General features: G+C 64.5%; 18 protein-coding genes. 15 read left to right on the forward strand and 3 right to left on the reverse strand.

Translation table 11 applies throughout. The annotated features are described in order from the left end of the window. Positions 1–90 precede the first annotated feature (90 nt). The 15 genes from CCK91_RS06905 (at position 91) to CCK91_RS19495 (ending at position 15,216) form a co-directional block, all read left to right on the forward strand. Positions 91–429, forward strand: coding sequence for a helix-turn-helix domain-containing protein (locus CCK91_RS06905; protein WP_165767001.1), 339 nt, complete (start codon positions 91–93; stop codon positions 427–429). Positions 430–515: 86 nt separating this feature from the next. Beyond that, entirely contained in the window at positions 516–824 is a 309-nt protein-coding gene (locus CCK91_RS06910; protein ID WP_086473437.1) for a hypothetical protein, read from the forward strand. A gap of 275 nt (positions 825–1,099) precedes the next feature. Next, positions 1,100–1,504 carry a hypothetical protein gene (locus CCK91_RS06915; protein ID WP_086473438.1) on the forward strand — a complete coding sequence of 135 codons (405 nt, stop codon included), beginning with the start codon at positions 1,100–1,102 and terminating at the stop codon, positions 1,502–1,504. A gap of 5 nt (positions 1,505–1,509) precedes the next feature. Continuing rightward, on the forward strand, positions 1,510–1,833 hold the full coding sequence (locus CCK91_RS06920) for a hypothetical protein (RefSeq protein WP_133059946.1): 324 nt from the start codon (positions 1,510–1,512) through the stop codon (positions 1,831–1,833). Positions 1,834–1,898: 65 nt separating this feature from the next. After that, a complete protein-coding gene (locus CCK91_RS06925; protein ID WP_086473440.1) occupies positions 1,899–2,822 on the forward strand; it encodes a hypothetical protein in 924 nt (307 codons plus the stop codon). Further along, positions 2,819–4,324, forward strand: coding sequence for an SCO6880 family protein (locus tag CCK91_RS06930; RefSeq protein WP_086473441.1), 1,506 nt, complete (start codon positions 2,819–2,821; stop codon positions 4,322–4,324). Before CCK91_RS06925 ends, CCK91_RS06930 begins: the two co-directional genes overlap by 4 nt. A gap of 209 nt (positions 4,325–4,533) precedes the next feature. Then, positions 4,534–5,721, forward strand: coding sequence for a helicase HerA domain-containing protein (locus tag CCK91_RS06935; protein WP_133059947.1), 1,188 nt, complete (start codon positions 4,534–4,536; stop codon positions 5,719–5,721). Further along, complete coding sequence (locus CCK91_RS06940; RefSeq protein WP_242664421.1) at positions 5,718–7,496, forward strand: type IV secretory system conjugative DNA transfer family protein; 1,779 nt, start codon at positions 5,718–5,720, stop codon at positions 7,494–7,496. The genes CCK91_RS06935 and CCK91_RS06940 overlap by 4 nt, the downstream gene beginning before the upstream one ends. Then, positions 7,489–8,001 (forward strand): hypothetical protein, encoded by a 513-nt coding sequence (locus CCK91_RS06945; protein ID WP_086473443.1) that lies wholly within the window; start codon positions 7,489–7,491, stop codon positions 7,999–8,001. Before CCK91_RS06940 ends, CCK91_RS06945 begins: the two co-directional genes overlap by 8 nt. Next, entirely contained in the window at positions 8,001–8,705 is a 705-nt protein-coding gene (locus CCK91_RS06950; protein WP_086473444.1) for a hypothetical protein, read from the forward strand. The genes CCK91_RS06945 and CCK91_RS06950 overlap by 1 nt, the downstream gene beginning before the upstream one ends. Positions 8,706–8,814: 109 nt before the next feature. Beyond that, the gene (locus CCK91_RS06955) at positions 8,815–9,114 is read left to right on the forward strand and encodes a hypothetical protein (RefSeq protein ID WP_086473445.1); all 300 of its coding nucleotides are present in this window, start codon (positions 8,815–8,817) and stop codon (positions 9,112–9,114) included. Positions 9,115–9,232: 118 nt separating this feature from the next. Continuing rightward, the gene (locus tag CCK91_RS06960) at positions 9,233–10,009 is read left to right on the forward strand and encodes a ParA family protein (RefSeq protein WP_086473446.1); all 777 of its coding nucleotides are present in this window, start codon (positions 9,233–9,235) and stop codon (positions 10,007–10,009) included. Continuing rightward, positions 10,006–10,293, forward strand: a complete 288-nt coding sequence (locus CCK91_RS06965) for a hypothetical protein (RefSeq protein ID WP_086473447.1) — start codon at positions 10,006–10,008, stop codon at positions 10,291–10,293. The genes CCK91_RS06960 and CCK91_RS06965 overlap by 4 nt, the downstream gene beginning before the upstream one ends. 70 nt (positions 10,294–10,363) lie before the next feature. Next, positions 10,364–11,062, forward strand: coding sequence for a DUF3800 domain-containing protein (locus CCK91_RS06970; RefSeq protein ID WP_086473448.1), 699 nt, complete (start codon positions 10,364–10,366; stop codon positions 11,060–11,062). 272 nt (positions 11,063–11,334) lie between these two features. After that, positions 11,335–15,216, forward strand: a complete 3,882-nt coding sequence (locus tag CCK91_RS19495) for a hypothetical protein (RefSeq protein WP_133059949.1) — start codon at positions 11,335–11,337, stop codon at positions 15,214–15,216. A 178-nt stretch (positions 15,217–15,394) separates the two neighbouring features. Here CCK91_RS19495 and dnaE read toward each other — a convergent pair whose 3' ends face one another. The 3 genes from dnaE to CCK91_RS06990 all read right to left on the reverse strand — a co-directional run bounded on the left by dnaE (position 15,395) and on the right by CCK91_RS06990 (position 22,579). Further along, the gene (gene dnaE, locus CCK91_RS06975; RefSeq protein ID WP_165767002.1) at positions 15,395–18,682 is read right to left on the reverse strand and encodes a DNA polymerase III subunit alpha; all 3,288 of its coding nucleotides are present in this window, start codon (positions 18,680–18,682) and stop codon (positions 15,395–15,397) included. Then, on the reverse strand, positions 18,679–18,951 hold the full coding sequence (locus CCK91_RS06980) for a hypothetical protein (RefSeq protein WP_086473450.1): 273 nt from the start codon (positions 18,949–18,951) through the stop codon (positions 18,679–18,681). The genes dnaE and CCK91_RS06980 overlap by 4 nt, the downstream gene beginning before the upstream one ends. Positions 18,952–19,876: 925 nt before the next feature. Further along, on the reverse strand, positions 19,877–22,579 hold the full coding sequence (locus CCK91_RS06990; protein ID WP_086473452.1) for an AAA family ATPase: 2,703 nt from the start codon (positions 22,577–22,579) through the stop codon (positions 19,877–19,879). Between the last annotated feature and the right edge of the window lie 209 nt (positions 22,580–22,788).

Consider the following 22,788-nt stretch of genomic DNA (forward strand, 5'->3'; position numbering starts at 1 on the left):
GCTCTTGCAGTCACACACCCTCGATCCTCTTAAAGCTGGTTTAACCATCTGCAAATCATGGACCAGTCCGAGACCGTGCACAATGACCCCATGCCTCGCGTCGCTCGCCCCAAGCTCTCCGACGATGCGAGGAGTGCGCTCGCGACCCTCGGTGAACCGGTGAACTTCGCGATCCTCTCGAGACTGCTGGAGCAGGGCCCCCTCACGCGCGGACGTATAGCCGAGCTCGTCGAGGTAAACCGCGTCACGGTGCAGGACCACCTGGAAACACTGCGTGAACTGGGAGTTATTGAGGCCCAACCGATCCAGGAGCCTGACGGCAAACGGCACCGGTACGAGTACGTCGTCCTCGAGCAGGTCGTATCCGAGCGCTACCGGGATCTCGGCGTCGAACTTGGCCTGGGCCGGACTCGACCAGCGTCCAAGTAGTCGGGAAGTTATCCACAGACGCCCGTCGTCGCCCGAAGTGGAGCCACTCCCCCGCCTAGCGTCGACTGCATGACCTGGGCGAACCGATGAAGCTGCGCGGCTGGATGTTCCTGCTCCCACTGCCGTTCCTGGCGATCGTGCTCGTTGTAGTGATCCTCAGCCGTTGGGGCGGCTGGGTCATCAGCCAGATCGGCGTCTCGTTCTTCGGAACCGCGGTTCTGCTAAACGACGCACATCAGGATCCCGCGACACGCGCGTTGGCTCTCGCCCTCATATGGGCTGCTGCTGCCGCGAACGCAACGCTCTACATCAGACACGTCGCTCGGCGGCAGCGCATTGTTCAGGCGACATCGGGTACGTTCTTCGACCTCACGCCCTACCGCCGCCGCAACTAAGTCCGCAGGTCTACCCATGTCGCGTCAAGAGCGATCGAGGACGCACATGTCCTCGCGAACTCTCGGGAGGATCGATGCGGCGACCGCTGCTTGTAGGACTGCTTGCCGTCGGGGCCATCACCCTGACCGGGTGTGTCGATGCCGACACTGCGCCCCAGTCCACAGCCTCATCCACAGGCCAAACAGACCGCTCCCCCGCCGCTCCGGATCAAGAGCCAGTCGCCCGCGCGGCCACCTCAGATCTTGGCGTCGCCGTCTACGAGCTCGGCAGCTACGTGACGACCCAGGACTCGGGTCTCCTCCGCCAGCCCGGCGGAACGGACCGCTTTCCGGCCGGCAGCTTCGTGATCGTCATCCAGGTTTCGCTCGACGGGTTCGTCCCCTTCGGCGAACTCGACCTCACCGGCCTCACCGTTCGGGAGACGACCTGGGCCGGCCTCGGCGACACGGCCGAACTAGACACGAACGAAGGACCGGACTTCGCGGCCGATGCCGGCGTCCCGTGGGGTCCGGCCAGCGCGCAGGGGCGCGGTCGTGACTGGTCTCTGCCGAACCACCTGAGCACGAGCTTCGCACTCGCCTACTACGTGCCGTTCGGTGTTTCCGCGCTGAAACTCGTCGTTGACGTGCCTTCCCAGGACGACCCGCTCATCCTTTCCGTCCCGATCCACGCGGAGTGAACACCGTGGGCGAACGCATCATCACGAGCCTGGGGACCACGAACCTCGGCGGGTTTCTTCTGAAGACGATCCCCGACATCACGCCGAAGGCTGGTCCAGGATCGAAAGCCGCCCAGGACCTTGCGGGCAACATCCTCTTCGTCGTCCTCATCCTCTGCGGCATCGGGGTGCTTCTCGCTGCCGCCTGCATTGCGCTCGGTTGGCTCATCAAGAACGGAGCCTTGAAGTCCGTCGGGATCGCCGGCGTTCTCTGCTCAGTAGCGGCCGCTGCAATCGCGGCCGGCACGACCGCGCTCATCAATTTCGGCGTCGGGCTGCAGATCGTATGAGCGGCTTCCGTACTGACGACTTCGGAGTGCCTCAGTTCGGCTGCGGGCCAGCCGACATCCCGTGCATGGCTCAGGAGTCGGCTGCCCGCTTCATCGGCGGTGGCATCATCGGCCTCGGCGACTTCATGACCGACATGCTCGCAAACGCCTTCATCGGCAGCCGTCCCGGCGAGTCCAGCTGGACCATCGCCGACGGACAGTTCTGGTTCTGGGTCGCGACGATGGGACTCGTCATCTCCATCGTCGCCTGCTTCCAGCTCGCGCCGGCGGCGATCATGCGAGACGGCCGGCGGATCGCGCAGGTCGCCGTCGGCCTCGTTGTCGCAGTGCCGTCCAGCGTCGCGGCTGTGTACGTGATGAGGCAGTTCGTGACCTACGGCGGTGAGACGACCGATGCACTCGTCGCAACCGTCCAGGACCAGAGCCTCGGCAACGCGCTGCTGCGCATGTTCGGATACCGCGTGGTCGCTGATGTCTCCGTCCCGGCCGACGATGGCGCGATCGCCCAGGCCATGACCACCGCCAAGCTCGCCCCGAACGCAGTCATCGGCCAGTACACCGTGGTCCTGCTCATCCTCGCCATCATGGCGCTGGCCGCACTCTTCCTCTACGTCTCGATGTCCATCCGCTCCTTCTCGCTCGTCGCCCTCGCCGCGACGGCCCCGATCGGCCTCATGATGATCGGGCAGCCGAAATTCGCCGTCTGGGCGACGAGGTGGGCGAACCTGACGATCGGCCTCGTCATCGCCGAACCGTTGGCGGCGGCGATCCTGGTCCTCTCGATACAGCTGGTCACGAGTTCCACCGACCTCGGCGTCGTGATCGTCGCCGCTGGGGTGGTCTTCGCCGCAGCCTTCGCTCCCCTGTGGGCGGTCCGCCTGGTGTCGTTCGCCGGCGATGAGGTCCGCAACTCCCTGCAGCCCCGGCCGCATGTCTCAGGCAAGGCCCAGAACGCCATGCGCGTCCTCGGACGGATTCTCGCGAAATGACCAACTCGCCGCCCCTCCCCCGCGTCCGCTTTGCCCAGCGCGAGCGACGCGGCGCCTTCCTCGGTCTGAGCTGGCCCCAGCTCACCGTCATCTGTGCCACGGCAGCGGCCTCCGTCATGTGGCTCCTGGTCGATTGGGACGGCTACTGGCGCATCGGCGTCTGGCCGGCAGCACTCTCGATCGCCGTCGGCAGCTGGACCTGGCATCGCGAGTCCGGTCTCGCGCTCATCTGGCGCGTCCTCACGTACGCCGCCCGACAGCATCGCCTCCAGACGAGCTTCAGGCGCGACGTGTGGGACCCACGAAAGGACGAACCCATGAAGATCGGAACGAAGCGGCGCGGGACTGAAGGCCCGCGCGAGGTCCATCGCTATCGCCTCCCCGGCGCGCACGGATCACTGCGCTTCGTCCAGGTCCCAGGTCGGGGCGGATTCATCCTCGACCCGAAACGATCCCTCGTCTCGTTCTCGGTCGACGTCCTGAGCTCCGCATGGCCGCTGCTCGATGAAGGCGTCCAGCAGGCGGCTTACGACGGCTTCGTCGGATGGATGAGCGGGCTCGAGGCGGTTCCAGGGCTGGTCGACGCGACGGCGCGTATCCGTGTCGACGCCAAACCCGCCGACGAACTCGCGCGCTACGCAGCGGAACGCGACCAAACCGAGCCGTCGACCGTCAGCCGCGCGGTCCGAGCAGAGTACGACGCGCTGATCACCGCGGGTGCCGATCGATCGATGCAGTTCACCAACACAGTGACCGTCACCTGCGACCTACGCTCGCTCCGGTCGGCGATCAAGCACTCTGGCGGCGGCCTCGTCGGCATCGCTGCCATCGTGACCGACCTTGTCGAGCAGATGCGTGACTCGCTCGAAGCCATCGGCGTCGAGCTCCGGAACTGGCTCGACACAGAAGCGATCGACGAGATGCTCGCACTCGCCATGAACCCGACGAGCTTTGCAGCAGAGTCGCGGAGTGACGGCCAGAACCAACTCGCTCCGGTGATGGGCATCGAGGAGCGCTGGGATCACGTGCAGATCGATGGTTCGGTCCACCGCACGTACTGGATCGCCGAGTGGCCTCGCTCCGAAATCAGCGTCGGGTTCCTAGACAAGTTGCTCTATTCAGGCGACGCGACGCGGGTGCTCACCCTCAGCGTGCGGCCGGTACCGACCCACAAGGCTCTGAGTCAGGTGGGGCGAGCGAAGGTCGACCTCGAGGTCGCACGAGGCTTGCGTCAGCGACGCGGGATGATCACCACCCGTGAGCAGGATCGCGAATACGAGGATCTCGGCGAACGCGAGGATGACATCGTCGACGGGTTCACCGACATGGAGTTCCGCGGGTTCGTGACCGTCTCGGCCGCCGACGTCGACGGCCTCACCCGCGCATCGGCCTCCATCCTGCAGGCAGCGCAGCCGGCCCGGGTCACGCTCGCTGCGATGTACTTCCAACAGGCCGCGGCGTTCATATCGACCGCATTCCCGACTCCGGTGGGCAAGCGATGAGCCGGCGTCGATCCGGATCTGTGTCGCGTCTGAGCGCATGGCGCGATGCAATCGCCGAAGACGCGCTTCCGGCGAGTTCGATGCCGGCCGGCGGCTGGAAAGCACCGCACAACCTCCGCGCGCGGCCGGGCGTCGTCGCGCCGGTCCACCGCGCCTCGTCACGCACCCTCGGAGCGGCGTTGCCCTTCCTTGCCGAGAGCGGCAATCCGATGGCCGGCGCATACATCGGCCCGAACCTGCTGTCGCGATCCACGTTCTGCTTCGACCCGTGGGAGGCCTACGCCGCGGGTGTCGTTCGCTCGCATTCAATGGCGATCTTCGGGGTGAAGGGCAGCGGCAAGTCCGTGCTCGCGAAGGCGCTCAGCACTCGCCTGTGTCGGCTAGGCCGGAAGGTCGCGGTGCCGCACGATCCGAACGGGGAGTGGACGCGCGTCGCCGCCTACGTCGGAGGTGTGACGATGCGCCTGGGCCCTGGTCAGGCCGCGCGGATCAACCCACTCGATCCGGGACCCCGCCGCGCCGACGTGAGCGGTGCTGATTGGACGCAGGAAGTCTTGCAGTTCCAGCGGACCAAGGTCCGCGCCATGGTCGCCATCCTCCGGAACACGACGGACCTCAGCGAGATCGAGCACACGGCTATCGATCTCGCACTTGAGCAGGTGCACCGGTCGAACTCGACCGCGCTGGTGCCGATGGTCTGGGAAGCGCTGCGTAACCCTGAGTCCCACATCGCCGAGGAGATCGGAGCGGGCGGCCAGATGCTCGCCCACACCCTTCGTCGCGTCACGGTCGGCGATCTCGCCGACCTCATGGACCGCCCATCGACGGTGGCTTTCGACGCGAACACACCGATGCTGACGGTCGACACCTCAGGGCTCCTGCGCGCGAGTGCGGAGACGAAAGCACTTCTCCGTCTGACGACGACCGATTGGATCGAGCGGGGTACCCCTGCCGGTCCTGGCCAGGCGCGGCTGATCGTGCACGAGGAGGCAGCCGTCGCGCTGCTCAACGAGGTCGCGGGCGGTGGCAACCTCGTCGGACGAGTGAGCGACGAGAAGACCGCTCGTCACAAGAGGCGGTCGAACTGCTACCTCATCCACCGCATCAACGACTTCGACGCGCTTGGCGATCGCGGGTCCGCCTTGCACGCTCAAGCCCTCGGGCTCTTGGCGGACTGCGACACGCGCGTCAACTACGCGCAGCACACGGGAGAGCTCGAGCGCAGTTCGCAAGTCCTCGGATGGAACCGGACGCAGACCGAGCTTGTCCGCAAACTCCGCCGTGGCGAAGGCTTCTGGCAGATCGGGCCGGAGCGGGTAGCCAAGGTCCGCAACGACTGCACACCGGGCGAACTGGCTGTCTTCCGCACCGACGGCCCCGGAGCGGCACCCCAATGACCGACCGACTCGTGCTCGTTCTCCTGGGCATCATCGCCATCGCGGCAACCGCAATCGGCATCGCAGGCGCCGTGGTAATGGTCTTCGTGCTGCTGACCTGCGGAGAGGTGCCGGCTGGACTCGGTCCGTTCGCCGCGGCTGGGCTACTGGTCGCCAGCGGTTCGGTTCCCGCAACACCGGGCGGGGCCTGCGCCGTCTCCACAGATGGCGCCCGTTGGGCGGTCATCGGCATAGTGGTCCTGCTCACGATCGTCGCCGCGCTGTGTCTTGCCGGATGGTTGTCGTTCCGTGAATCCGACCGCTGGTTCCGATCACAGCTCCTGCGGCGCAGTGGGTTGGCGGGACGCAGCGAGGTGCGGCGACAGGTCTCCGAGCGGGCGCTCCTTCGAAGGGCGGGAACCCTTCGTCCGACGCTCGCGGATCCCACCGCCGATGATGTCGGCTGGCGGATCGGCACCTCGCGTGGCCTCGACGTCTACGTCTCGATCGAAGACTCGCTCCTCCTCGATGGCCCGCCCCGGTCCGGCAAGGGCTGGCGAGTCATCATCTCCGCGATACTCGACTGGAACGGCCCGCTGGTCACGACCTCCACCCGCAACGACAACCTTGCCGCGACGATGGCACACCGCGCACAACGGGGAACCGTCACGGTCTTCGACCCGCAGCAGCTCTCAGGCATCCGCTCCGCCCTCCGGATCTCACCGGTGACCGGCTGTGCTGACCCACTGGTCGCCGAGCAACGAGCCCGCACGATCATCGCCGGCAGTGCACTCGGACGCTCCTCCACCAACCAGGAATGGGCCGGCGCATCGGGGACCCTCCTCGCTGCTCTGCTGCATGCAGCAGCGCTCAGCGGCGGCGGCACGACGGCACTCCGCGACTGGGGCATGAGCCCGGTGTTGGCGGGACGTGCAGTTGATGTGCTCGCTGACTCCGGTGCGCCCGGGTGGGCGATGGGCCTCGCGGATGTGATCGAGGGTGACGCGAAGCTGCTGGGATCGAAGTGGTTCGGCGTCGCCGAGGCCCTGCGACCGCTCGCGATCCCGTCCGTGTTCGACGCGATGAACCCGGGATCCGACGAGGCGCTCGACGTCGACGAGTTTCTCGCCGGCTCGAACACGATCTACCTCATCGGCACCGGAACCGGCGCGGGGGCGGTCGGCGGGTTTCTCGGCGCGGTACTGGACGACATCGTCGAGACCGCTCGCCGCAAGGCGCTGGCCTCCCCTGGGAACCGGCTCGATCCACCACTTGGGCTCATCCTCGACGAGATCGCGAACATGTTTGCCTGGCCGCAACTGCCGACGATCCTCTCCGATGGTGGCGGTATCGGGATCTCGACGATGGTCGTGCTCCAGTCGCTGTCGCAGGCGAAGTCAGCCTGGTCGGAGAGCGAGGCTGACACGATCTGGAACTCCGCCATCGCCAAGCTCATGCTCGGCGGGTCGTCCAACATCAAGCACCTGCAAGACGTGTCGAGCATGCTCGGCCAACGGCAGGTGAACCGTGGGTCCGTCAGCCGCAGCGAGACGGGCACGACCCGCTCCGAGCAGCGACAGCTGGAGCCGGTGCTGACGGTCGATGAACTCCGCCGACTCCCTGAAGGCATGGGTCTGCTGAGTTACCGGAACCGACGAGGCGTCCTCCTCGACGTCGAAGGATGGACCACACGACGCGACGCTCGCGAGATCGTCGCGGGCAAGCGAGCAACGGAGGCTGCCCAGCGGCAGGTCTTCACCGAACAGTCCGAAGCCCGGCGGAAGACGCATGGCTGAGACTGGCGGATGGCGGCAGGCAGCGGAGCGTGAGTTCCGGGCTCCGTTCGCGCTGGACGACGCGGACGAGGTCGGCGATGGATTCGACACCTGGCCAACGCTGCCCGAGCCCGAGTACTTCGGTGTCGTCAACTGGCGGTCCTTGCCGGACGAACGTGAGCCAGAGGTCTGGCGGCTGCTCGCGGAGTGGGTCTCCTGGATCTGCTCCCGGTACACGATCCCGGCCCGGCTCATACCGGACTGCTGGTATCTCCACGACGGCATCGTGGAGGAACTCTCCGCGCTCTTCAGCAGCTGGGAGGTGTCGTTCGAAGAAGCCGACAGCGGCGGGCACGGGCCCCTCGGCTGGCACGAGCGATTCGAGTACTTCCGCTCCCGCCTTCGCCATTACAAGCCCGAGGGCTGCGCGAACGGACACCTGGAAACGGCGAGCCGGACCATGTCGGAAGGACCTGAGCTCCGCGCGCGCATCGGCAGTGCCGACCGAGACGGCACGGTGCCCTGATGCTCGTCGCGGCTCCCAAGACCCTCGACTACCAGGCCGAGGCGAAGGCGTTCTTCAACGGGCTGAGGAATGCGAGCCCCGAGCGTCTGCAAGCACTGCTGAACGAAGGCGCGTACGACGCCAAGCTCAGCTTCGTGCTCTGGGAGTCTCGCGACTGGATCGCTCGCGAGCACATCCGCGAAGCGCGCGGGCTCGGGTACGGGAGGGAGAAGGCCCTCGCGAAACAGCGCACCCAGTCGTTGCTCGGCCTCTACCGCGAGGACGCGAAGCGGAACTACGTGCCGCTGCCGACGCGGGTACTACTCCCGCCGCCCCGACTCCACGAGACCACGGCGGCGGAACAGCGACTCGCAGAGCAGCGTGCCAGGAGCTTCTTCTCCGCGTTGAGTCGGGCAAGCCCTGCCCGGCTTGAGGCGCTCTACCAGGAGCGACGAGGTGGCGAACAACTGTGGAGGCTGCTCCATCCGGAGCCAGGCCGGCCGACGGCCGAGGAGCGAAAGAAGATCTTCGAGTCCCGCTCACGGATCGACCCCGCAATGCGACCCACGCCGACGACTGGACCCTACAAGCGTGGGAAGGTCACCCCCGTTGGAATGACGCGCGCACGCGCACTCCAGCTGGCCGTAGAAGCAGAGAAGCGCCGCGAGGCCGAGCAACTCGCTCGTCGAGCTAGCCGGGGTCGGAACAGTCCGGCGATGAGCTGAGGTGGTCCACATGGTCCGCAGCGCCGAAGTTATCCACAGTCAGACACTTGTCACCCCACGGCCGGTGTCGCCGTCCTTACGTTCGAAGCAACAACGAACAGGACACCGAATGACTCGCTTCACCCGCATGATGCTCACCACCTTCAACGACACTGGGCTGCCATCCGAGGCAGCGGCCGAGTGGCAGTGGATCAATCTGGACCACGTCGAGCGGATTCACGAACACGTCCACGAGGCCCCCGCGCGCGAGGCTCCCGGTCGCCCTGGTCAGCCTCGATACCTCGCCTTCCTCGTGCTCACGTTCTGCAGTGGCGCACTCCTCGCACTCCCGGCAGGCAGATACGACTCAGACGACGCCGCCCTCGACGGCTTGATCCACGTCCGGCAAACACAGCTCGGCGCAGGCTGACGCGTTCGCCGCCTCGGGCACGGAGGCTCAACCTGTCAATACGTCATGACGTATTGAAGGACGGCCGCCCGTCACACCGTCCACCCTTCCGACAAACCATACGAATGGACGTCAACACATGCCTCACAAAGAAGCCATCGGCTCCCGCAAGGGCGGTGTCGGCAAGACAACGGTCGTCCTTGGTCGAGCAGACGCACTCGCCCAAGAGGGGCGAAAGGTCCTCGTCATCGACCTGGACCCGCAGTCCGACGCGACAACCGTCCTCGGGAGACGCGGTGAGTACACCGTCTTTGATGTCCTCTACGCGGGCGACGCAGGAACGCTCGGTGCAGCGGCGGCTCCGACCGACTGGAAGAACGTCGACCTCATCGCCGGGTCCCCGGATCTCGCGCGGATTGAGTCGGAGTCACTCCTGACGCCTGAGCTGCGGCTCAAGACGTCCGCCTGGGGAAGCGCGCAGCTCGACGCCTACGACAACGTCCTGATCGACACACCACCAGCGCTCGGACGACTGACGCTCAATGCGCTGCTCTGGGCGGACAGCACCATCGTCGTGACCGACCCCACAGCATTCGGCCTCACCGGCGTCGGACAGTACCTCGAGACGGTGGCAAAGGTGCGGGCGCTCCCGCACCTGAACCCCTCCCTGCGGTTCGCCGGTATCGTCGTCAACCGAGTCACACCCCGACTGACCTCAGAGCACCGATACCGCCTGGAAGAACTCGAGGCCACCTACGGCGAAGTCCTGCTCCGCCCGTTCCTGCCAGAACGCACGTCGATACAAGATGCGGAAAGCCGCCGTCGACCGCTCAGCTCGTTGACGACTCCCGGTGCACTGGTGCTGACCGAGCGATTCGCTGCACTCTCAGAGGCGTTGCACGGAGTGGCAGCATGAGCGCGGATGACCGTCGCCCAGCACTGAGGAAGGCGCCGACGGTCGATGACCTCACAGCGCTGACCTCGCCCGCCGGCCGGCCCGGCGGCATGACGGATGATCTCGCCTCCCGCCGCCTGGGACCGGGTAGGCCGCGCAATCGCCGCCGGATGGAGCCGTTCTCCTCGAAGATCGAGATGTCCCTCCGGGATGACCTCGACCACTACCTCGCGATCCACGACATCAGCATCGTCGACTTCCTCGACGAGGCGATTCGCGACCGTCTCAACCGCAATCCGTCATGACAGACGGAAAAACGCACAGACGGGCAGGCGGCTATCCGGCTGACTGTCATGATCGACAGGCGGACAGCACATGCTGATCGCGTACCTCGATGAGTCCTACACTCGCGACAACTACTACATCGCTGCCGTCGTCATCGATGCGAAGCACGAGGATCGGCTCCGAAAGGCGATCGTGCGTGCGGCGGGCATTGCCGAGGCGTTCGGTCTCCCTCACGACGTCGAACTCCACGCACACGAGATGACGGCCGGCAAGGGCGCTTGGTCACCACTGCGAGGGCGCCACCGAGCAGTCGCGACCATCTACCGACGAGCACTCGAACTGCTCGTCGATGTTCCCGTCGAGGTCTACGTGCGGGGACTCGACGTTGCAAGGTTGCACGCACGGTACCGCTATCCACGCCGACCGCATGAGGTCGTACTGCAGCACATCCTCGAAGAACTCAGCGAGCATGCTGTTGCCCGAGGCACATGGCTGACCGTCATCGCCGATGAGCTCCCCGACCAGACTGCGCTGCACGCACTCGTGCGCCGATTCCGCGACATCGGGACGCCAGGCTATGCCTCATCGACACTCACCGGCATCGAACTGCCGCTGAGCTTCCGAGCGTCGCGAGGCACTCCTGGCATCCAGGCAGCAGACCTCATCGCCTACCTGTACCACCGGCTGGACGGACACCCCGAAGGAGACGCACGTGCACGCCGCTCCGCGGAGCGTCTGTGGGCCGCGATCGAGCCGGCGGTCGTCCATGTATGGGTCTGGCGCCCTTAAGCACGAAAGCCCCGCGAGGCGGGGCATCCGGCGAACAACGTTCTGGTGACCAGCCCGTCGTGATGTCAAGGATACTGCATCTCGACCCACGCCCATTCGCAACGTCAATGCCGGCCACAAGGTTCCAATCATCGCCCTGCCTGGCTCGCACCCACAACCCGCTCCATGGGAGTCCTCGACGCCCCGGTTACGGGCCGGGGGCGACGATTTTCCTGTCAACTAGAGCGCTTCCGTCGGTACGTCCAATCCGACGCCCACCTATGCTTGGGTGCGTGGCAGGATCGCTAGGCAAGCGCCCCGGACCGGGCTTCTGGAAGGCACGAGCTGCCTCGGCATTGCCTGCGCCATTGAGGGCGCCGATCGAGGCGTGGATCCTTCAGCCAGACCGAGGATCCTACGAGAAGCTCCTGGACCACGCAGAACGGGCACTCACCGAGCCCGGCGACGAGGTGGTGCCAAGCTCTCTAACCGGACCAACGCGTGAAGCAATGACCAAAATCCTAGAGCGGCTCACTCAGGACCTGCATGGGCCTGAGGGGGGCCAAGTTCGCACAGACGCGCTCTCCAACGGACCAGCATGGTCAGCGCGCTTCGTTCAAGCACCTGAACTCATTGGAACCGTGCTCGATCAAGAAGAGGACCTACGTGGATACTCGCAGGCCTTCGCGGCCGTCCTGGCTAACGGAGTACGAGACTGGTTTACGGCCGAGCCTGCAACCCTCGCCGAGGGAGTCGGGGCTCTAATACGCGGGCAAACCCTCGCAGCGGACGACACCGCATCGGCGCGAGCCTCTCTACTGGCGTTCACTCGCATCGAGAGAGACTCCGAGCGAATGCTGGAATCAATTGGCGCGGAGTTCGCGGGGGTCAGGGAATCTCCGGACGAACCGCACCCGTTGTTCGTGCATAGGGAGCTGCAATCACGGATCGTCGATCACATCATGTCCGGTCAGACGGATCCACTGATCGTGGCAGGCGAGGCCGGTTTTGGAAAGACGAGTCTGCTGTGGGGAACCGCGCGCGAACTCGCAGCCACGTTGACGCATCGGCCGATTCTTGTTTCCGCTGCGTTGCTTGCCGGGGTGGCAAAGCCCGGCGAGGAACGAGCAACTCGTGGTGACATCGTCGCCTATGCGGAATCCATCGCTTCGCAAGCTTCGAAGCCGGTGGTACTTCTGGACACAGCAGATCTCCTGTTGCACTCGTCTGCCTCCGTACTCGCAACTATCGAGCTGGTCGAAGAATTGCGAACCCTACGAGTTGCGATAATCCTCGCAGTGAGACCTGCGGAAGCGGAAAAGCTTCCTTCGCAGATCAAGCGCGTGATCGTCGAGCGCTACTCAGAACGCGAGCTGGGATCGGCGGTCCGATCCCTAGCCTCCCGGTATCTCCCAGATCATGCTCCAGAGAACCTCGTCGACCTCATTAAACAGGCTCATGTGCGCCAGCTTCCTGTGCTTGAGGTCCTACAGTCGCCGCTGCTACTCCGTCTACTTTTCGAACTGAGTGACGGACTGACGCCTTCCATGGATATGGACGTGACAAGCCTCTACCGGCGATACTGGCGCGATCGCATCGAGACAGACAAACGAGATAGGGACACCCAACCAACTCCGTCTGAGGACCTCACCACTATGGCATGTAGGGTCGGACTGGCCATGCTCGCTGAAGGAAGCCCCGATGTCGAGGTAGATCTGCTGCTGGAAACCACCATTCAAGTTGCATTCTCGGCAGACGTTATTCAACCCTCGGAAGCCCTTCAAGCGTTGATAGGCAGAGGAACACTGTTGCGAGTCGCCGACCGTATACGTTTTTTCCACCAGACTCTTTTCGAGTTCGCCGCGGCTCAAGCACTACTCCGCCGGCCGAACCCCGAGGCGGAGCTCGAGAGATTACTACTGCATGTACTGCACCAACCGCTTGATTTGTTCGTGGGCGCCGTGTTGGAACAATTTCTCATCCTACTTTCTAGCAGCGCCGCGCGACGAGAAGCAGTAACCAAGAGTGTCAATCGCCTTCTGGACTCTGATGCTCCAACCGCGATCCAGCTTGGAGTTGCGGTATGTGCACACAACTCCGCTCTCGCGGAGCACCTTACTGCGAGGCTAGAAGCGCTCCCGACGCCCGCGTTGCGCCGCTTCTTGATACTTGCGCCTCAGATCCAGGGCACGGATATCGTCGAAGCCCTCTCGCGGATATGGAACTCGCGCCGAGGCGAGGTCATGCACGAGTTCATTCGTTGCGTAGGACGCATCGCCCAACGCGATCCACTCACGATGGGTGCGTTGGCGCAGGAGTTGGATCTGATTGAGGCAATTATCTCCGAAGCCCCGGATACGCTAAGCAACCCTGCCGAAATCTATTACGCCCTATTCGCGCTAACGAAGTCGTGCACACCGTTCGTCCAGAAGAGTATTCTGCGCATATTTGATGCCGCGCCGGGTTCCGAGCCCCTGATAAAGCTACTTCAGCTGGCAGGCGAACACTGGGAGGCTTTAGGGGGAAACCAATTCTATGACCTCCTCGAGATCAAGGTACGACTAGTATTTGACAGCCGAGAAAATAGTCCCACCAGGAGTGTCCGAAATGCACTAGGAATTATTCTCGACCTCGAGCGACGGCGGGCGGATCTACTTCCTCTAGAGGAACGCCTGCTGCAGGCGCAACGGCTCCTGGCCAGCGTCGGGTCAGTCGAGAGTTCCATCAAAGTGGGCGCGGAACTCGTCGCGCTGCAGCTAGAAATCCAGCGCGTTGTTGATGTCCCTCAACTCGAACGCTTTCTCGACGTAGTATTCGAGGTGTCTGCAGCGTCTGGTCCACCACGCATCGTCGGTCTCTTGATAGCCCCCCTGCTCAGCAGCGAGTCACCTGGGCGAACCCAAGTGATCGACCGGATCCGAGGCGTGCTCAATCGCGGCCTCCCCAGCCGCGACAATGCCTCGGGCCTGACGAACGAACAGCATTGGGCCATCGCTGTGAGGCGGTCACTGATCGACCAACGCGTTTTGCCCGACGTAGCTGCCGAATGCCTAACTGGTGTAGATGGGTCGGATCATCTTGCTTTCTGGCTCGCTCCGGACTTCGGTCTGCCAATCCTTCCTGTAGCCGCCACTGGCGGCCACAGCGGCGCCATACTCGCCGTGGAGAGCATTACGGAGGATCCGAGTCTGCTAGACGCATCCGCAAAGCGGACCTACCTCGAGCGCGCCACCCAACACTCGAACGTCGATGTCAAAGTAGCTCGTTCCGCTGTTTCGATCGCGCTCGCTGGTGATGTTGTCGGCTCCCTCCAAGAGATGGCTCGGCAACCTGGGTGTTTCAGCTCTCTTGAAGCAAGTCGACCGGAGATCGAGTCGGCGATCGCCAAACACATCGCTGGCAATGACAGCATGCAGAGGCACGGAGTAACGCTGTGGGAGAGTTTCCAAAATATGGGCATTCTCTCGCCTGGTGTCGACGAACTATCGTCCGCCGTATCTATCGTGCGCAGCGACATCGACAAGGCTCGCTTGACGCGCATGACCGCAATAGTTGTTCGAAACGACCCCGCTCAGGCCCACAAGGCCATGAAGTGGCTAAACGAATCTGACCTACCCCGTGGCCGAGCATTGCTCGACGCTCAGAAGTCGGTGCACCGAGCAATCATCGGTTCACATGGGCCGATGAACGACTGGCCAACGCTGCTCGATTTGTCGTTTCAGCCTCGACTATCCGGCAGCGCATCAGTGGAGCCATCAATGCTCCACGACGCTAGCACATTTATTCGGCGCCACTTGGAAACGGGAGCAATCCAAGACTGCTTGGCAGCCTTCCTGGACGTGTGCAAGTCGATATCTGACTTACCTGTCAGTCGGAAGCAGAGAAGTAAACTCGCCACCGTCTTCCATGGAGTAGGCATCAGCATTATCAGCCGGGCTTCAGTTTCACATGTCGGCGTCCTCATGAGCCGACTCGATGAGGTTCCGCGGACCCTCGCGGAGGTAGTTGTGCGATCAGCTCTATTGGCACCAACGGGACGATCCGCGGTCGAACACGCCCTGTCCGATCGCCTTCTCCCGCCAGATATTGCTCAATACGCTGCGCTGAAATTGAACACTTTGCCGCGGGAGGCTGGAAGCGGGTCTATGCCAGCTATTCTCGATTTTGCCCGCTGAACCTTGTCGAGGGCTGCCCGAAAATTTCGGCCACTCCATGGAAGCCGAGTGCAGTCAATAGAAAGCCCGCCGATCTGCGCGACTCAGACTCTATCGACGATAGCTACATGCGAACCTGCCAGTGACACCGTCTTCTCTACAGAGCAGAATATACTAGCGGCCGGCTGCGGCGTCCGCGTTATACTACACGCCGCGGCAGTTGCGCAATATTCAGAGGGTGCGCTTGCTGCGGGTCGTTTTCGCGGTTCAGTCCTAGAAGATCCCAGGCGTCGGTACCCGTCACGGAAACACCGCGCGCTCCGGAACGTCGCGTTGTGCCTCGGACAAGCATGTAGTGCGTCTGGAAGACTCCTGAGCCGATCTGTTCCTGGACATCGTGGAAGAAGACGACGTTTGAGACCGGACCGGTGCCATCGTCAAGGGAGACGAAGACAACGCGCTTACCCCCGCGCATCGGTGGCGTGTTCGTTGCTCGGCGGACGCCGGCGATGAGGACCTCCGTTCCTCCGGGAAGGTCCACGAGATCCCGCGCCGGCGTGACGCCCAGCTCCCGGAAGAGGGGATAGAACCGTTCCATCTGGTGGCGGTTCACGGCCAGGCGCATCTCTTGCAGTTCGAGGTCGGTCTGGGTCCGTCCGCGTAGCTCGAGCGAGGTGATAGTGCTGCGCTCTGGAACGGGTAGGTCGAGTTCGAACGCGAGCTGTTCATCTGCGATGAGCTGGGCGCTCGTGGTCACTCCAGCGAGGTGAGCGAGGAGTTCGTGGCGTCGTCTTGGTATGTAGTCGATGAACGCGTCGAGTGCGCCGACGCGTGCCAGCGCCTCGAAGGTGCGGCGGCGTGGGCGGACTCGGTCACGGAAGTCCTGAAGCGATGAGAATGGCTGGTGTCTCGCGATGCGGGCTCGTTCCTTCTCGGTGCTCCCCTTCATCTCGACGAGCGACATTCGCACGCCGAGTCGGCCGTCGGGTGCGATCTCGACGACGTACTCAAGCCCTGAGCGCTGCACATCAATCGGCAGGACTGGCACGTCGAGGTGGCGCGCTTCCGCGAGGATGAGATCCTTCGGCCACATCCCCGGGTCATGAGTGAGGAGCCCGGCCATGAACTCGGCAGGGTGATGCCGCTTCAACCAGGCCGACTGGAACGTCGGCAGCGCGAAGGCCGCTCCATGCGCCTTCGCGAACCCGAACGAGCCGAAGCCGGCGAGGATCGTCCAGGCCTTGTCGATCACGGCGGGCCGGAACCCGCGTGCCATCGCACGGTCCCGCACGAACGCCTCGATGCCCGCGAGACGTCCGCGGTCCGCAAGCTGTCGGCGGATGACGTCAGCGGGTCCGAGACCGCAGCCGGTGAGTTCGTCGATGATCCGCATGACCTGCTCGTGGAACACGACCACGCCGCGCGTCTCTCGGAGAATGGGCCGCAGTCTCGGGTCGATGTAGTCGGGCATCGTCTCACCGTGCCGAACCTGGAGGTATTGCAGCGGCATGTTGTTCTGCATCGGTCCGGGACGGAAGAGCGAGATCTCCACGGTGAGGTCGTTGAAGACCTCCGGCTGCAGCTTGCCGACCAGTTCCATCTGCCCCGGCGACTCGAGCTGGAAGACACCGAGCGTGCGCGTGGAACGCAGGAGTTCATACGTGGGTTCATCGTCGAGCGGCAGGGCATCGAGTTCGATGGTCTCGCCGGTCAACCGTTCGTGCTCACTGACGGCGTGGGCCATGGCCGACTGCATCCGCACGCCGAGGATGTCGAGCTTGATGAGGCCCATGTTGTCCATGTCGTGCTTGTCGTACTGCGACATCGGAAGGCCCATGCCCGACAGCTGCGTCGGCGTGCGGTTGAGCAGGGACGTATCGGACAGAATGACACCGCAGGGGTGGACGCTGATGTGGCGCGGCAGGCGATCGAGACGCTCGGTGACGTCCACGAGCAGGTCGAGTTCGCGGGACTCGCGAACCGCGTCGGCGAGGTCGGCCAGCTCTGGCTTGTCGCGGAGGGCGTCGCGGAACTCGCGGGCGTTGAACCGCCACATCTGCTTGGCGATCATGTCGATCATCGACTCGTCCATACCGAGAGCGAGACCCGCGTCGCGGACGGCTCCACGCGAGCGGTAGGCGTTGGTCATCGACATGAGCGTGACGCGGTCTGAGCCGAAGCGAGCGAACACCTCGCGGTAGACGTCGTGTCGGCGGGCGGACTCGACGTCGAGGTCGATGTCGGGCAGGTTGGTGCGTTCGGCCGAGAGGAAGCGTTCGAAGATGAGCCCGTTGCTGATGGGCTCGACCGACGACGTGTGAAGGGCGTAGTTGAGGACGGACCCGACGCCCGACCCACGTGCCTGAATCCGAATCCCCATCTCGCGGATGATGTCGGCGACCTTGGCGACCGTCAAGAAGTAGGACGGCATGCCGAGCTGCTCCACGATCCGCATTTCGTGTTCGAGCGCCCGGTGCGCGTCTTCCAGTGAAGGCATCCCCGGCCGCGTGTACCGTTCATCGACGCCAGCACGCGCCCGCTCCCAGAGCGCCTGATGAGGATCTCCGCTGATGCCAATCACCGAGGCCTCCGGCATGCGCGGCTGCTTCCAGCCGACGTCGGACACGGGGTCGAGGGCGCACCGTTCGGCGAGGCGCTCAGTCTCGGTCAGTAGTCGTTGCACAGCCCCGTCATCGTGTGTACCGGCGCCGACGATCATCCTGGCGATCTGACGCATCTGTTTTGCGGGCTTCAACCAGGCCTGTCCGTTCACCTGCAGCTCGTTCACGTCGTCGAGCTCTGCCAGCGGACGCAAGAATCTCGCGGCGTCCGCCAAGTCTGCGGTGGCGGCCTCGTCCGGAAGCCCGTATCGAACGGCGTTGGTGAGCACCGCAGGGATGCCGGCGGACTCCGCGAGGCTGAGCATCCGAGTCGCGGCCGCGACATTGCCCCGCACCCCTTGATCGGTGAGGTGACAGACGACCTCGATCACAAGATGACGCGCTGGTAGCCGTTCCCGCCACCGATCGAGGGCCGCACCGGCGCCGGCGTGATCCCGGTGCTCGATCGCTTGCCCGACATCCGACTCAGGGCCGAGCATTACCGTCAGCGCGGGATCGTCGGCGAGGATCGCGGCGAGTTCATCGCGAAGGATCGCCGGTTTCTCGCGGCGACCATGCGCCGCGCTGACCGTCCGACACAGTTGAGCGAACCCAGCTCCACGATTCTGACCATGCGCGAGCAGGATGATTCGGCCGATCGGTTCCTGATGTTCATCGAGGACGGCGAGGTCGGCCCCCAGCCCCGGGGAGATGCCCGCAGCCAGGCACGCTCCGACGTGCTTCGGCCCTCCGTAGAGTCCGTCGCGGTCGGTCAGGGCGAGGAACGATGCCCCGTCCTCCGCTGCGAGACCGGCCAACGCGGCGCTCGACGTGACGCCGTAGTGCGCAGAGAGATGGGAGGCGACGTGGAGGTGGGAGAAGCTCACGTCCAGGCGACCGCGAGGGTCCATCTGCCCGCGGTGTCGCGGCGGAGGTCGTACCGGGTGGGCTCCTCGTCGCCTCGCGCTGCGTCGACCCGCCACGTCTCGATATCGATGCGGGCTGGCGAGGAGTCGCCTGTCCACCAGGCTTGGCGGGAGAACAATGCTTGCGGCTGGCCGACGACTCGGTGTTCGAACCGTTGCCACACGAACGCCAGCGGATCACCGTCCGCCGCGAGATCAACATCCACTGCTTCGTCAACGATCGTCGCCATGCCGCACCTCCGAGATTCGAACACGTGTTCGATGAAGCGAGTGTACGTCGTGTCAGCGACAATGGACGAACCCATCTGCCCAAACTGGCGATCACCGACACCCGGAAGCGTCAGATACTCGCTTCGGCTATGGCCCTCGTGCAGGCCGCGCGCTCAAGATCGACCCGCGCCGCGTGTCGACCGGCCTTCGCCGTCGCCTCCGGGGCATCGAGCGCGAGCGTCCCAGCGATCTGCTCACGGAGCTCGTGGACGCGCGGCGGCAGCACAAGTGTGTTCTGGAGCTTTCCGCGAGTGAGACCGACGTAGATGGCCGCGCCGTTCACCGCACCCGACGTGCGAGGTCTCACCCTAGGCGACGTGTGCAGTGAACGCGTAGGCCAGGTGAACGTGTTCAGCGATGTAAGCGATCGTCAGAGTGATCGGGTAGACGGGCAGCTTCCGGCTTATTGACGATTTCTGGATGCCACAAACTCCGGAAAATCGACCGGACCGATCCCCCCTGGGGCATAGAAGTAATCGACAAAAGCGGCGACTTTCGCCTCCAGCTCTTCCGTCGAGAACTCGCTGGATGAGGACGTCGACCCAATGGTGAAACCGTAAGAAGGTTCGCTAGGTCCGTTGATCCATGAGAAGTCATAGACTCGACGTCCGTCTGATCCTAGGCGCACCTCCAGAGAGAAGCGGTCGCCCTCAACGTCAATCATCATTGATCACCACGGTACGCCCTCATTGTGAGCGGACACCTCCAGCACGAACAAGTTCGCGTTCTAGTGGACAGCACGTTCAGCGTTACAGAAGGAGTTCGTCCGTGTCAGCGGCCAAGCGACGCTCGTACACGGTGTGGCAGCCGGGCCAACGAGTCTGGGCGAGCGAGACCGTTCGGTGATTGATGCCTGTGGCGATGTACACCACAAGCTCGCGTCTTTCAGAGCGCAAGTTGAGCCCCCTCTGCTTCTCGTGCGGCGCGGGCCAAGTCGACGCGAGCCGCGACCTGTGTCCGATTGACCGTCGGTTCCCCGGCATTGAGCGCCAGCGCCTCGGCGATCTGATCACGGAGGTCGAAGACCCTCGACGGGAGAACCAATGTGTTGTGGTGCTTTCCACGCGTGAGGCCGACGTAGATGGCCGCGCCGTTGACGGCACCGGACATATAGCTGACGTCCGCGGTCTCGCCCTGGGCACCATGCGCCGTGGATGCGTAGGCCAGGTGTACGTGCTCAGCGATGTAGCTCGCGGGGACGTTTCGAACACGGCTTGGGTCCGAAGCAGATTCGAGGGAGGCGTGCTCACCGGCGATGCTGCGGACTCGCCAGAGCTGACGGTTACTCAGGCCCAGGTTCCTCTCGTTGGCTCGGCTCTGGACGAGGTCCCCCTCGTAGATGGGTTGCGAGTCCTGCGCGAAGAGCACGGAACGCGGCTGAAGTTCGCCCCGCGAGAGTCGGAGTCGCTGGATCGTGTCATTGATGCGCTGCGCCTCCTCGTTCGTCGCCGTCACCAACGCAACACGCAGCCCTGCCGCGGTGTCTGCGAGATACCGTTCGGCGAGGTAGGCCGTCGGATCATGACCAGGCTCCAACTCGACGACATGGCCGCCGGCGATGAGGCCATCTGCCACGGCAAGCCGATCATCTTCGCTCCGTGCATCGCGCAGCGCGACCGTGAGCTGCGCGTACTCGAGGTCGATCGCTCCGTCTGGCTTGCGGAAGCGGTGCACGTCCTCGAGATCGACGCGTGCTGTCGCGGCCTCGGTCGCCAACAGCATCGCTCCCGAGTGTCCAACTGGGCGCAACTGCATCGGGTCGCCGACGAAGGCCAGGTCCACGCCGGTTTGCTCTGCGGTGATGCAGAGCGCGCGAGCGGCCTCGAGGTCGAGCATGCCGGCCTCGTCGACGATGACACGGTCATTGCGTCGGAGTCGGTAGCGCCGAGCGATCGGGTTCGCTGAACGTTCCCATGTCCAGACATCGCGGCCGGCGTCATCTGTATCCCAAGTCCAGCCGTGGGCTCGGAGCAGCTCATGCACACTCGCTGCATCTGCGCCCGTATCGGCACCAGCCACCTGCGCGGCTTTCCGCGTCGGTGCAAGCAGGAGCGGGCGGCGGCCGTTGCGACGGAGTAAGTCGCAGGCGACGCGCAGCATGGTCGTCTTGCCGGTACCTGCTGGGCCGGTCACGGTGACGAGCCGATCGTTGCCCGCCAGCGCTGCGGCGGCGGCTCGTTGCCCTTCATCGAGCGAGCGACCGGCTGGAAGGGACGCGCGCTCGGCGCGGAGGACCGCCTCTTCGGTCAGGGATCGTCCGGGGGACGCAAGTTCGACCATGCGGCGCTCGACATCCCGTTTGAGCGTCGCGGTGTGATTCGAGAGGTAGCCCTTCACCTGTGGCGGCACTTCGTCGGCGCCGAGCAAGTCCGTGCAGCCCTCGTCGACGGCGCGCTGAATCACCTGCTCGATCAGTGGCTCGAGCAAGGATCGCTCAGCGACCACCCCTGTTGTGGCGAGTGCCCGAAGCACGCCGGCGTGGACGTCGAATCGGCTGAATCGTCCTCCACTCGGGGTCGAGCGTTGGTCAGCATCGGCGACCGCCCGCCTCGCAAGCAGATCGATATCGAGATCGCCGAGGCTGCTCACCATCGGCGCGAAGGGGGCCCGCTGCTCAGTGAGTTGCGGATCGAGCTCGATGATCTCGTCTCGGACCAGGTTCAGCCAGTCGGCTTCGTCGATCGCGGCAGGCTTCGCCGGGCGTTTGTGCGCGTAGGCCCACTGGTCGATGGCGGTCAGGTCTTGCGGCGTGGGTTCAACGCCGGGGTGTTCGAGCCGCCATTGGTCGAGCCGGTTGGCGCGGTTCCGTTCGATCTGACGAGACCGCTTCGACAACGGTCGCACGATGTGAGCGAGATGCTCGATCTCGCCGTCGTCGCCGATACTGAAACCCCTCCTGGCGAGGGCAGCGATCCATTCCGGGTCCGTCCTCGCGGCGAGGTCGCCCTCCGCGTTGATGACGGTCTGGAAACGCAGCGCCACTCGGGAGTCGATGTTGCTCCAACGCCCGTCCTTTCCAAGCACCTTGATGTTGAGCCACAGGTGCCGGTGCTGGTGGGGATCGAGCGCACGCGAGCGGGCGTGGCGGAGCTCCACGATCTCGATGCGAGTCAGCGGCATGCGACGGTGGCCTGCTTTCCCGCGACGGGCGTTGAGCTCCCGTTGCCAGGCGAGGCTGATCCGTTCGCGGAGGCGATCCTGCAGTGCGTCGTAGGCTGCCGCGACCTCCGGATCGAGGATCGCCGCGACAGAGAACGACTTCGACGCGTTAATGGTCGCATCCAAGAGGAGATCCGCTCGAGGTGACGGGTTCAGGACGCCACGCATGACCTCGGTGCCGGGATCACGGCCGGCGACCCAGGCGGCGAGCTTCTGCCGGTCGAGCTGATCGGCGGTGATCTGTTCGTTCTCGACGATGAAGCGGGTGACGGTCTCGGGTGCATAGCCGAGCGCGCGGGCGATGCCAGCGGGTGTGCCGACAGTTGCATCGCAGGCACCACCGAGCGCGTAGTCGACGGCCTGCCTGACCCCTTGCGAAGTAATGCCTCGCTTCCACCTGACCATGCCGCCGCGCACGAGCACCTCCATGCCGAAGGCGGTCGTTCCGCCTCGCTAGCTCTTGCCGCTGGCGGACAGCCGACGCGGACGTGGCCACCCTGAGAATGTCAACCTCAGCTGGGTCCAGGGCGGCAATCTAAGCCAGACCCACTCTGTGTCTTCTGGGCTTGGGGATGAGTCCCGGTAGTATCCCGTTCATGAACTTCAACCGTTCCGCTTGGTGGTGGCTGCGATAGCAG

This window comes from Plantibacter elymi (nom. nud.) (assembly GCF_900177795.1).
GTDB lineage: Bacteria > Actinomycetota > Actinomycetes > Actinomycetales > Microbacteriaceae > Plantibacter > Plantibacter elymi.